General features: G+C 70.5%; 10 protein-coding genes. All 10 read right to left on the bottom strand.

What is annotated here, in order from left to right; translation table 11 throughout:
• A partial coding sequence (locus G398_RS0106995; protein WP_026853068.1) for a SprT family zinc-dependent metalloprotease occupies nucleotides 1–285 on the bottom strand: 285 nt, incomplete at its 3' end.
• Between the two features lie 11 nt (nucleotides 286–296).
• Nucleotides 297–752, bottom strand: coding sequence for a helix-turn-helix domain-containing protein (locus G398_RS0106990; protein ID WP_026853067.1), 456 nt, complete (start codon nucleotides 750–752; stop codon nucleotides 297–299).
• Nucleotides 753–1,076: 324 nt separating this feature from the next.
• Entirely contained in the window at nucleotides 1,077–1,592 is a 516-nt protein-coding gene (locus tag G398_RS0106985) for a YbhB/YbcL family Raf kinase inhibitor-like protein (protein ID WP_211229057.1), read from the bottom strand.
• Between the two features lie 10 nt (nucleotides 1,593–1,602).
• The gene (gene amrS, locus G398_RS0106980; RefSeq protein ID WP_026853065.1) at nucleotides 1,603–2,682 is read right to left on the bottom strand and encodes an AmmeMemoRadiSam system radical SAM enzyme; all 1,080 of its coding nucleotides are present in this window, start codon (nucleotides 2,680–2,682) and stop codon (nucleotides 1,603–1,605) included.
• Between the two features lie 4 nt (nucleotides 2,683–2,686).
• Nucleotides 2,687–3,250 carry an AmmeMemoRadiSam system protein A gene (gene amrA, locus G398_RS0106975; RefSeq protein WP_043484073.1) on the bottom strand — a complete coding sequence of 188 codons (564 nt, stop codon included), beginning with the start codon at nucleotides 3,248–3,250 and terminating at the stop codon, nucleotides 2,687–2,689.
• Nucleotides 3,240–4,061: an AmmeMemoRadiSam system protein B gene (gene amrB / locus G398_RS0106970; protein WP_026853063.1), complete on the bottom strand. Its 822-nt coding sequence runs from the start codon at nucleotides 4,059–4,061 to the stop codon at nucleotides 3,240–3,242. The genes amrA and amrB overlap by 11 nt, the downstream gene beginning before the upstream one ends.
• Nucleotides 4,062–4,151: 90 nt before the next feature.
• Complete coding sequence (locus G398_RS16895) at nucleotides 4,152–5,543, bottom strand: immunoglobulin domain-containing protein (protein WP_052571631.1); 1,392 nt, start codon at nucleotides 5,541–5,543, stop codon at nucleotides 4,152–4,154.
• Nucleotides 5,544–5,622: 79 nt separating this feature from the next.
• Nucleotides 5,623–7,596 carry an aspartate--tRNA ligase gene (aspS, locus tag G398_RS0106960; RefSeq protein WP_026853062.1) on the bottom strand — a complete coding sequence of 658 codons (1,974 nt, stop codon included), beginning with the start codon at nucleotides 7,594–7,596 and terminating at the stop codon, nucleotides 5,623–5,625.
• 58 nt (nucleotides 7,597–7,654) lie between these two features.
• Nucleotides 7,655–8,485, bottom strand: a complete 831-nt coding sequence (locus G398_RS0106955) for a hypothetical protein (RefSeq protein ID WP_026853061.1) — start codon at nucleotides 8,483–8,485, stop codon at nucleotides 7,655–7,657.
• Between the two features lie 7 nt (nucleotides 8,486–8,492).
• The gene (locus G398_RS0106950) at nucleotides 8,493–11,585 is read right to left on the bottom strand and encodes a multidrug efflux RND transporter permease subunit (RefSeq protein ID WP_026853060.1); all 3,093 of its coding nucleotides are present in this window, start codon (nucleotides 11,583–11,585) and stop codon (nucleotides 8,493–8,495) included.
• Nucleotides 11,586–11,635 lie beyond the last annotated feature (50 nt).

The following is an 11,635-nucleotide window of genomic DNA, read 5'->3' as shown; positions in this document are numbered from 1 at the left end:
GAGCTTGTAGTGGATCAGCTCGTGCTCGAGGATGCGCTGCTGCACCTGCTCGGGGTCGTGGCAGTTCATCCCGCACACCTGCTGGGGCCAGGGCCAGTCCCGGCGGCGCAGCAGGGGGATGGAGAGGCGGATCTCCGGGTGCCAGGTGCCGCGGGCATCCTTCTCGATCACGAACAGCCCCGCGCAGCGGGCCATGCGCGGCGACCAGATGACCGGGGGCGGCGTGAGGTCCCAACCCGCCTCCCGGAGAATGGCCTGGGCTTTGTGGCGGAGCGTGAGGCGCATGAGCCAGTTTCTCAGCCTTCCTTGGTCTCCGCGCTGGCCAACTCGGCCAGCATTCGTTTCGCCTCGCGCTTCCCGATCTTCCTGAGCGCGGCGATCGCCTGGAGCTGGGCCGGGCGTGGGCGGCTCTTCTCGGCTTCCCAGTGATAGATGGATTGGCCGGAGACTCCGAGGAGCAGGCCCAGGTCCGCCGCGGAAACGCCAAGTTTCTTCCGCTGGGCGGCGAGTCGCTTCGCGCTGAAGCGGATGCGGGTGGTTTCTTCCTTGCCTTCCGGCGTTTCCGGCTTGCTGAGAACCTTCTTCGACACGCGGGCCTGCTGCTTCTCCAGTTGATCCACGCGCCGCTTCAGCTGGGCGATCTCACTGCGGTATTGGCTGGAGGCTTTCCTGAGACCCTCGATTTCGTTCCGAACCTCCTTCCGGGCGAGCCGGAGGATTTCTTCTTTAAGGATGGATGCGAAGTTTGGCATCTTGGCTCTCCCGGAAGAGGTATTACCCCCCATTCCATTTTGAGGGCATTCCATATCATTCAAGGGTCAGGATTTAGGGAATGACTCAGCCTCTCCTAACGGCGCTGGTGATGGGTATTTAAAGCCCGGCGCCATCCCACTGTCCCGGATCCACCCGGATTTCCGATTCGGTTCCTACCACACCTCCGGAACTTGGATTCCGGACCCCCAGAACGGGGCGTAGCTCGCTGAAAGAAGAGCTAGATGGGGTCGCTTGATCACGCCTTCGGGCCGTCCCTGGGCGACCTCCCGCTCCCCAGGCGAGGCCATGCTTGACCGCGCTCCTTACCGCCCGTAGGTGCCCATCCAGGTGGCCTCGGCGAGGACCTTGCCCTTCATGGCTGTGTCCACCTGGGACCGGGTGGCGCCGGAGGGCAGGCCCAGGGGGGTGGAGAGGGCGAAGAGGCGGAAGACGTAGCGGTGCGGCTTCCCCGGCGGCGGCGAGGGGCCGTTCCAGCCCAGGCGGCCCCAGCTGTTCTTCCCCTGGCGCCCGCCGCCGGTCAGGTCCGCCGTGCGGGGCTGGTCCTCCGCCAGGGCCCGGGCCGAGCCCGGCAGGTCATAGAGGAGCCAGTGGACCCAGGTGCCGGCGGGGGCGTCGGGATCGTCCACGATCAGCGCGAAGGCGGTGGTGCCGGGGGGCGGATCGTCCCACTGGAGGGCCGGGGAGTGGTCGGCCCCGTCCGCGGTGTGGGCGCGGGGGACGGGGGCCCCGTTCTGAAAGGCGGGAATCCGGAGCTCCATGCGGGCCTCCTTTCCTGGCGCCGGGGCCAGCAGGGCGGGGAGCAGCAACAGTGGGCCCACGGCGCACCCCTCATTCCCGGGTGAGGGTGATGGGGAGGCGGCGGTTGCCGAAGGGCTGGGTGGACGCCTGGAAGTGTCCGGGAATCCGAGTGTCGCAGTCGGGGCAGCGGCCATCGTCGGGCAGGCGGTTCTGTTCGATCTCGTACCAGTCGCGGACGATGAGGGCCGCGTGGCAGGCGGGGCAGCGGGTCGTCCCGCCGGTCCGGTCGTGCACATTGCCGGTGTAGACGTAGCGGAGGCCCGCGGCCAGGGCGAGCTCCCGCGCCCGGGTGAGGGTGGCGGCGGGGGTGCGGGGCAGGTCCATCATCTTGTAGTCCGGGTGGAAGGCGCTGAAGTGCAGGGGCACGTCGGGGCCCAGCTCCCGGGCCACCCAGTCGGACAGCGCCGCGATCTCCCCGCTCGAATCGTTCTGGCCGGGGATGAGGAGGGTGGTGATCTCGAGCCAGACCTCCGTCTCGTGCCGGAGGTACCGCAGGGTGTCCAGGACCGGCTGGAGGCGGGCGACGGAGAGCCGGGCGTAGAAGGCCTCGGTGAAGGCCTTGAGGTCCACGTTGGCGGCGTCCATCTTGGCGTAGAAGGCCCGGCGGGGCTCGGCGTGCATGTAGCCGGCGGTGACGGCCACGGCCCGGAGGCCCCGCTCGTGGCAGGCGTCGGCCACGTCCATGGCGTACTCCGCGAAGATCACGGGGTCGTTGTAGGTGAAGGCGACGCTTCGGCAGCCCGAGGCCTCGGCGGCCCGGGCGATGGCCTCGGGCGAGGCCTGGTCCGTGAGGCGGTCCATGTCGCGGGCCTTGCTGATATCCCAGTTCTGGCAGAACTTGCACATGAGGTTGCAGCCCGCAGTGCCGAAGGAGAGTACCTTCGTGCCCGGGAGGAAATGATTCAGCGGCTTCTTCTCGATGGGATCGATGCAGAAACCCGAGGAGCGGCCGTAGGTGGTGAGGACCATCCGCCCGTCCACGTGCTGCCGCACGAAGCAGGCGCCGCGCAGGCCCTCCCCCAGCTTGCAGTCCCGGGGGCACAGGTCGCACTGGAGGCGCCCGTCCTCGAGGCGGTGCCACCAGCGGGCCGGATGGAGGGCGGCGTCCATGGCCTCACCCGCGGGTGCCCACCCCCGCCCCCTGGAACCGGGTTACGGTGAAGCGGGAGAACCGCAGCCCGTCCCGCCAGAAGTCCATGGGCAGCCGGGCCTTGCGCTTCAGGTGGGCGAGGAAGTCCCGGGGATCGGGCAGCTGGTCCCAGACCTGGGGCAGGAAGGCGCTGCGGTCCCCCTGCCAGGCCAGCACCAGGCCGTCCTCCTCGGGCCGGAGCTGGGCCAGCAGCTCGGCCTCGTCGGCGCAGGGGACCGGCTCCAGGGGGGAGAGGATGGAGACTTCCAGCTCCGTGTCGTCGAACTCGCTCCAGGTGAGGGGCGGGAAGCGGGAATCGTGGAAGGCGGCCATGCGGGCGTTGGCGGCCACGTCCTCGCCCAGGGGCCGCCGGGGGACGAGGGTGCCGACGCAGCCCCGGAGCGAGCCGAGGCGGTGGAGCGTGACGAAGGTGGCGGCGGGTTCCTCGAGCCAGGGGGCGGCTTCGAAGGGGATCGCCTTGCGGCCCAGCTCCGCGGCGATGGCGCCCCGGGCGATGGCGATGAGGGTCGGACCGCGGTCAATGGGCACGGGGGCCCTCCTGGGTGAAGGCGAAGGCGGCGTAGCCCACCACATGGCTGCGGTCCCCGGCCGTGTCTCCGGAGTTGCGCAGGTCCAGCAGGTGGGGCCTGAGGCCGTGGCGCCGGGCCGCAAGCAGCAGGCCGTTCACCGCGGTGGCGCCGCAGGCCTGCTCGTGGCTGGCCAGGGGGTCCAGGTCCGAAATGCTGGCGCAGGTCCGGCGGTCCATGGCCTGGGCGTGCTCATAGGGCAGGTAGTGGGACAGGTCCGAGCTCACGACGATGAGCGTCTCGGGCCCGCCCCAGAGGGCCTCCATGGCGGCCGCCACCGAATCCGCCGAGGCGTGGCCCACGGCCAGGGGGACGATCCGGAAGGTCCCGAGGACCTGCTGGAGGAAGGGCAGCTGCACCTCGAGGGCGTGCTCCCGCGCATGGGCGGCCGGGTTCACGCTCACGCCGGCCAGGGGGCGGAGGAGGGCCGCGGCCTCCCCGTCCACGGGTACCCGCCCCAGGGGGGTGTCGAAGGCCGAGGCCCCGGGCAGGGCCAAGCCGGCCAGGGCCACGTGGTGGGCGAGTCCCACCAGGACCACCCGCTCGACGAGGCCCCGCTGCCGGGCCAGCGGAGCGTAGGCGCTGGCGGCGACGGGCCCCGAGTAGATGTAGCCCGCGTGGGGGACGATCAGGGCCTTGGGCTGGCCGAGCCAGGGGCTGGCCTGGGCGGCGTCGGCGAGCATGGCCTGGACGGCGCAGCCCAGCTCACCCCCGTCCCGCGGGTAGAACGTCCCGGCCACCGCGGCCGCGCGGACCTCCATCGTGGTGTCCATGCCGCCAAAATAACCCCCCGGGCCCTTGGGGCCAGGGGGGAATGAAGGCGTCCCTGTCGGCCGGGATCGGGGCCGGAATCTGGCCGGGAATCAGGGGATGGTGAAGGTGGTGGCCACGCCGGCGGGCGTCACGGTCCTCAGCAGGTGGTTGCCCGTGTCCGCCACCGCCAGGTTGCCGGCGGGGGTGACGGCGATGCCGCAGGGGAGGGCGAAGAGGGCCGCGGTGCCCGTGCCGTCCGCATTGCCGGCGGTTCCACCGGACCCGGCGGGGCCGGTGACGGCGCCATCCGTTCCGATGCGCCGGATGGTGTGGTTGGAGGTGTCGGCCACCCACAGGACACCGGCGCCATCCAGGGCGAGCCCCACGGGCGCCCGGAACTGGGCCGAGAGGGCGCTGCCGTTGGCGTAGCCGGGGGTGTTGGCCTGGCCCGCCAGGCGGGTCACCAGGGCCCCGGGTGCCACGGCCCGGATGCATGCGTTTCCGTAGTCCGCGACGTAGAGGGTCCCGTTGGCGGCCAGGGCCAGGCCGTTGGGCTGGTTGAACCGGGCGGCGGCGCCCGTGCCGTCCGCGAAGCCCGGCGCTCCGGCGGTCCCCGCATAGGTGGAGACGGTGCCGTCCGGGGCCATGAGGCGGATGGCGTGGTTCTGGGTGTCGGCGATGTAGGTCGCGCCGGTCCCGTCCACCGCCACGCCGAAGGGGGCGTTGAAGCGGGCCTGGGCCGCCGCGCCGTCGGCGGAGCCGGGGACGCCCGGCGCGCCGGCCAGGGTGGTCACCGTGCCGTCGGGGGTGATGCGCCGGAGGGTGTGGTTGCCCGTATCCGCCACCACCAGGTTGCCGGCCGGATCGAAGGCCAGGCCGCCGGGATGGTTGAAGCGGGCATCGCCGCCGAGTCCGTCCGCCGAGCCCGGCAGTCCGGAGCTGCCCGCCACCAGGGTCCGGTGGTTCGTGGCATCCACCTTCCAGATGGTGTGGTCGTTCATGTCGGAGACGAAGAGGTTGCCCGAGGCGTCATAGGCCAGGCCCCCGGGCGCGTTGAACGGCACGGCGGCGAGCACGGTCAGCGTGGCCGCGCCGCTGGTGGCGGTGCCGAAGGCGTTGGTCACGGTCACCGTGTAGCTCCCCGCATCCTCCACCCGGGGCTGGTAGAGGGTGTAGGTGGCGCCGATGGCCCCCAGGATGGGCTGGCCGTCCTTGGCCCACTGGTAGGCGAGCGTGGGGGCGCCGGTGGCCAGGATGGCGAAGCTGGCCTGCCGGCCGGTGACGGTGCTGACGCTCGTCGGGTTGGAGGTGACGGCCGGCGGCGTGCCCGGGTCCGAGGCGGAGTTGGACTTCTTGCCGGAGCAGGCCACGCCCAGGACCAGGAGGGCCGGAAGGAGGAGGAGCCCGGCCCGGCGCAGCCCGCGGAGGGACCGTGACGCCAGGGCCCTCAGGCCGTGTTCCACGCCGTGCTGCCCGTCCCGGCTAGGGAATCCCTGGATCATCGAATCTCCCAGAAAAAAGACCCCGAGGGCCGAAGCGTCGTTGAAGGATGGTCCCAGGCCGGTGAAGGTTCCACGGGCCTCAGAACTCGAAGGTGGGCCCGCTGAGGGTCTGGGCGTCCAGGATCTGCCCCTGGGCGTCCAGGGTGACGAGGCCCTGGGCCTGCCGGGGCGCCATCTGGCTGATCTGCTGGAGGGCCTGGCCGCGCAGCTCCGGACTGCCCCCCTCGGCGCTCTCGAAGAACACCGCGCCCACCCGGTAGGTCTGGTGGCCGGCCTCGGGCACCAGGTGCAGCTCGCGCAGCTGGCGCTCGTCCACGGGGCTGGGGGCGTCCGTCATGAGGCAGCGGGCCTGGGCGGTCTTGGGGAAGGCGATGACCTCGCGGATGTTGTCCACGCCCGCCAGCAGCATGACGAGGCGGTCCAGGCCCAGGGCCAGCCCGCCGTGGGGCGGGGCGCCGTAGCTGAGGGCGTCGAGGAGGAAGCCGAACTTGGCCCGGGCCTCCTCCTCGCCGATTCCGATGGTCCGGAACATGCGGCTCTGGGTCTCGGCGTCGTGGATGCGGATGCTGCCGCCGCCCACCTCGAAGCCGTTGAGCACCAGGTCGTAGGCCACGGCGCGGCATTTCCCGGGATCGGTCTCCAGCAGGTCGAGGTCGTCGGGGTGGGGGCTGGTGAAGGGGTGGTGGCAGGCCACGAAGCGGCCGGCCTCCTCGCTCCACTCCAGCAGGGGGAAGTCCACCACCCAGAGGAAGTCGAAGCGGGACTCGTCGATCATCCCGAACTGCCGCGCCAGGCGGAGCCGCAGCTCGCCCAGCACCCGGCTGGTCTGGGCGTCCGTGCCCACCGCGAAGACCGCCAGCCCTTCTTTCTCTACGCCGAGATGCGACTTCAGGCCCATCTCGGCGCCCTCATCGAGGAACTTCTTGAAGCTGGACGACAGCCCGTCCTTGCCCCACTTGGCGTAGGGCAGGCCGCCGGCGCCCAGCTGCTTGGCCGCCTCGCCCAGCTCGTCCAGCTGCTTGCGGCTGAGGGAACCCGCGGCCTCGCCGGGGAAGAAGAGGGCCCGCACGCGGCGCTGGCCCTGGCTCTCGGCGGCGGCGCGGAAGAGGTTGAAGCCGCTCTGGGCGAAGAGGCTGGTGGCATCCTGGATCTTCACGGCGCAGCGGAGGTCGGGCTTGTCGGAGCCGTACCACTCCATGGCGTCCCTGTAGGGCAGGCGGGGGAAGGGCGCGGTCACGTCCTTGCCGACCATCTTGGCCAGCTTGACCGCCAGCGGCTCGATGACGCCCTGCACGTCCTCCTGGCGCACGAAGCTCATCTCGATGTCCACCTGGGTGAACTCGGGCTGGCGGTCGGCGCGCAGGTCCTCGTCACGGAAGCAGCGGCAGATCTGCACGTAGCGCTCGAAGCCGCTCACCTGGAGCAGCTGCTTGAAGAGCTGGGGGCTCTGGGGCAGGGCGAAGAACTCGCCGGCGTGCACGCGGCTGGGCACCAGGTAGTCGCGGGCCCCTTCGGGCGTGGACTTGGTGAGGATGGGCGTCTCGACCTCGATGAAGTCCAGCTCCCGGAAGTGGTTGCGGGTGAGATTGGCTACCTCGCTGCGGAGGCGGAGGTTGCGCTGGAGCTGCTCCCGGCGCAGGTCCAGGAAGCGGTAGGTGAGGCGCAGGTCCTCGCCCACGCCCTCGTCCTCCAGGGGGAAGGGCAGGGGGGCCGCCGTGTTGAGGATCCGCAGGCCCGTGAGGCGCACCTCGACGTCGCCCGTGGGCAGGTTGGGGTTCTTGCTCTCGCGCTCGGCCACCACCCCCTCGACCGCCAGCACGAACTCGCTGCGCACGGCCTTGAGCCGGGCCAGCAGCTCGGGATCGGCGGTCTCCTCGTTGGCCACCAGCTGCACCAGGCCCCAGCGGTCGCGGAGGTCCAGGAAGACCAGGGAGCCGAGGTTGCGCACGCGCCGGCACCAGCCGAACAGGCGCACGGTCTGCCCCGCATGGTCGAGGCGCAGGTCGCCGTTGCGGTGGGTGCGTTGGAAGTCGCCGAGCCGATCGAGTTTCATAGCCCTACAGGATCGCATCCGGGGAGGCGGGGCTCAAGCGGAGCGGCTCCGGGGGCGGTTACCGGGGGGTGAATTCCAGGCCGGTGAGCCGGCCCTCGGTCCAGACGGCGGTCAGGGTTCCGGTCTGAAAGGGGTAGCCCAGACGCACGGTGTGGTCCCGGACCTGCCGGAGCAGGCGCACCTGGGACAGTCGATCCGAATCCGGAAGAGGGTGGAGGTGCGGCCGGGTCGCCGCCGCGAAGGAGAGCAGCCCGTCCTCGCGAGGGAAAGCGGCGTGGAGGCCGGGTTCCCGGCGCCAGAGGGACCGGGTGCCGTCCTCCGAGGCGAGCAGGGCGCAGATATCCCGGTAGCGCTGCCAGTCCAGGCTGGCCTCGGCCCTTCGCCGGGCCCTCCGTTCCCGGGCATTGGGCTCCTTGGTGGGCGAGAACTCCAGGCGGAGTACGCCTTCCCCTGGGACCTTCTCGAAGAGGATGTTCTGCCTCACCTCGAAGGTGGCCCAGGATTCGTCAGAGCCCTGCACGGAGGCCCGGAACCCGTTGGGTCCCGCATGGCATTCGTAGCGGTCAGCCTTGGGCGGCAGGTCCGGCAGGCTGGCGAAGGAGGCCCGGTGGGCCCGCACCTGATCGAGGAACGCGTCCTCGGTGGGGTAGGTCCGCGCCAGGGCGGGATTGGCCCGGTAGAGCCCCGCCGCGCCGTCGTCGGTCTGCAGCCGCAGGTTGATCCTGCGGATCACGGGCCAGGCCTGGGCCTCGACGGTCTTGGACTGGCCGAGGAGGAAGAGCGCGAGGAAAACGGGGATGGCCAGGACCCCCATCGCCACCTTCAGGCCCAGAGGAAGGCCGCTGCGGGAGGGGTGTGGCGCTTCCATGGACCAGTCGCCCGGGGCCAAGGTGCCCTCAGGGCTCGGTGGCGGCGGCCAGGGCCCGCCGGGAGGCCCGGTACCGCTCCCACCGCAGCCGGACCCGGTCCATGTAGAGGTAGATCACGGGGGTGGTGTAGAGGGTCAGCAGCTGGCTGAAGAGGAGGCCGCCCACGATGGCGATGCCCAGGGGCTGCCGCAGCTCGGAGCCGGTGCCCATGCCGATGGCCAGGGGCAGGCCGCCCAGCAGGGCCGCCATGGTGGTCATGGTGATGGGCCGGAAGCGCAGCAGGCAGGCCTGGAAGATGGATTCCTCGGGGGTCTTGCCCTCCCGGCGTTCCACTTCGATGGCGAAGTCGATCATGAGGATGGCGTTCTTCTTCACGATGCCGATGAGCAGGATGATGCCGATGAAGGCGATGACGCTCAGCTCCGTGCGGAAGGCCAGCAGGGCCAGGAGGGCCCCCACGCCCGCGGAGGGCAGCGTCGAGAGGATGGTCAGCGGGTGGATGAGGCTCTCGTACAGCACGCCCAGCACGATGTAGACCACCAGCAGCGCCGCCGCCAGCAGCAGGGGCTGGTTGGACAGCGAGGCCTTGAAGGCCTGGGCCGTGCCCATGAAGCTGCCGCGGATGGAGCCTGGCAGCCGGATGTCCTGCTGGGCCGCGTCGATGGCCGCCACGGCGTCGCCCAGGGCCACGCCGGGAGGCAGGTTGAAGGAGAGCGTCACGGAGGGCTGCTGGCCCTGGTGGTTCACGGACAGGGCCGTGTTCCGCCGCTGCAGGGTGGTGAAGGCGCTGAGGGGCACCAGGTCCCCTGAGGCGGCCCGCACGTAGGTGTGGCGTAGGCCGTCCGGGGTCTGCATGAAGGGCGTGTCCACCTCCATCACCACGTGGTACTGGTTCAGGGTGGTGTAGATGGTGGAGACGAAGCGCTGGCCGAAGGCGTCGTAGAGGGTGCTGTCGATGGCCTGGGGCGTGATGCCCAGGCGCGAGGCCGTGGGGCGGTCGATGACCAGCGAAGCCTCCAGGCCCTTGTTCTGGAGGTCGGAGTTGACGTCCGCCAGCTGGGGCACGGTGCGAAGCTTCTGGAGCACCCTCGGGGCCCAGTCGAACAGCTCCCGGGCATCGTCGCCCTGGAGCGTGTACTGGTACTGGGAGCTGGAGGGACGGCCGCCGATGCGGATGTCCTGGACCGGCTGCATGTAGAGGGTGCCGCCGGGGAGGTGGGCGGTCTTACCGCGCAGGCGGGCGATGACCTGATCGGCGGTCTCCTTGCGCTGATCGTTGGGCTTCAGCGAGCAGAACATGCGGCCCGTGTTGCCGCCGCCGATGAAGGCGGTGACGCTCTCGATCGCGGGATCGGCCTGCACGATGGCCACGTAGCCGGTCATCAGCTTCTCCATGCCGGCGAAGGAGATGTCCTGGGCCGCTTGGATGGAGCCCGTGAGGCGCCCCGTGTCCTGCTGGGGGAAGAAGCCCTTGGGGATGACGATGTAGAGGCCGACCGTGGCCAGCATGGTGCCCAGGGCCAGCCCCAGGGTGAAGCGCTGATGCCGCAGCACCCAGGCCAGCGAGGTCTCGTAGTGCCGCATGATCCACTGGAAGGCGCGCTCCGTGGCCATGAAGATCCGGCCGTGCCGCTCCTCCCCGTGGGGCCGGAGCAGGCGCGAGCACATCATGGGCGTGGTGGTGAGGGACACCACCATGGACACCACGATGGCCACGGAGAGGGTCACCGCGAACTCGCGGAACAGCCGGCCGACGATGCCGCCCATGAGCAGGATGGGGATGAACACGGCGATCAGCGAGATGCTGATGGACACCACCGTGAAGCCGATCTCCTTGGCGCCGTGGAGGGCCGCCTCCATGGGCTGCATGCCCTCCTCGAGGTGGCGCGTGATGTTCTCCACCACCACGATGGCGTCGTCCACCACGAAGCCCGTGGCCACGGTGAGCGCCATGAGCGACAGGTTGTCGATGGTGTAGCCCAGCATGTACATGGCGCCGAAGGTGCCGATGAGGGAGATGGGCACTGCCACGCTGGGGATGAGGGTGGACCGCACGCTGCGCAGGAAGACGAACACCACCAGGATCACCAGCCCGATGGAGATGCCCATGGCCAGCTGCACGTCCTTCACCGAAGCGCGGATGGTGCGGGTGGCGTCGATGAGGACCTTCAGCTCGATGGTGGGGGGCAGCGAGGCCTGGAGCTGGGGCAGGATGGCCCGCACCCGGTCCACGGTGTCGATGATGTTGGCGTCGGGCTGGCGGAAGATGGGGATGATGATGGCGGGGACGCCGTTCGAGAGGCCGCGGTTGCGGACGTTCTCCACGGAGTCCGTGACCTGGGCCACGTCCGACAGGCGCACCGCATTGCCGTTCCGGTACCGCACGATGAGGGGCTGGTAGTCCGCCGCCTTCATGAGCTGGTCCGTGGTGGCCAGGGACCAGGTGGTGGTGGGGCTGGAGATGTCCCCCTTCGGCCGGTTGATGTTGGCCGCGGCGATGGCGAGACGGACGTCCTCCAGCGCCATGCCCTGGGCGTTCAGCGCCGCCGGGTTCACGTCCACCCGCACCGCCGGCAGCGCGCCGCCCCACACGAAGACCTGGCCCACGCCCTGGATCTGGGACAGCTTCTGCTGGAGCACTGAGGAGGCCACGTCGTACATGCGCTCCCGGGGGATCATGTTCGAGGTCAGCGCCAGCATGAGGATGGGCGAATCCGCCGGGTTCACCTTGCGGTACCAGGGATTGTTCGGCAGGTTCGAGGGCAGGTCGCCGCGCGCAGCGTTGATGGCCGCCTGCACGTCCCGGCCCGCCGCGTCGATGTTGCGGCTGAGGTCGAACTGGAGGGTGATGTTGGTGGACCCCAGGGAGCTGGCCGAGGTCATCTCCGTGATGCCCGCGATGCGCCCGAACTGGCGCTCCAGGGGCGTCGCCACCGAGGAGGCCATGGTCTCCGGGCTGGCCCCCGGCAGGTTGGCCGACACCTGGATGGTGGGGAACTCCACCTGGGGCAGGGGCGAGACCGGCAGGAACTGGTAGGCGATGGCGCCCAGCAGGGCCAGGGCCACCGTCAGCAGCGTGGTGGCCACCGGGCGGCGGATGAAGGGGGTGGAGATGCTCATGCTTCCGCCGGCTCCAGGCGTTCCGCCTGGAGCATGCCGCCGCCAGGGCG

It is taken from the genome of Geothrix fermentans DSM 14018 (assembly GCF_000428885.1).
Lineage (GTDB): Bacteria > Acidobacteriota > Holophagae > Holophagales > Holophagaceae > Geothrix > Geothrix fermentans.
This window is presented reverse-complemented; position numbering and strand designations above follow the sequence as displayed.

What these genes read in the sequence shown, in the direction of transcription:
- G398_RS0106990 (WP_026853067.1), bottom strand. Translation starts at nt 752, where the DNA reads ATGCCAAACTTCGCATCCATCCTTAAAGAAGAAATCCTCCGGCTCGCC.
- amrS (WP_026853065.1), bottom strand. Translation starts at nt 2,682, where the DNA reads ATGGACGCCGCCCTCCATCCGGCCCGCTGGTGGCACCGCCTCGAGGAC.
- amrB (WP_026853063.1), bottom strand. Translation starts at nt 4,061, where the DNA reads ATGGACACCACGATGGAGGTCCGCGCGGCCGCGGTGGCCGGGACGTTC.
- G398_RS16895 (WP_052571631.1), bottom strand. Translation starts at nt 5,543, where the DNA reads ATGATCCAGGGATTCCCTAGCCGGGACGGGCAGCACGGCGTGGAACAC.
- aspS (WP_026853062.1), bottom strand. Translation starts at nt 7,596, where the DNA reads ATGAAACTCGATCGGCTCGGCGACTTCCAACGCACCCACCGCAACGGC.
- G398_RS0106950 (WP_026853060.1), bottom strand. Translation starts at nt 11,585, where the DNA reads ATGAGCATCTCCACCCCCTTCATCCGCCGCCCGGTGGCCACCACGCTG.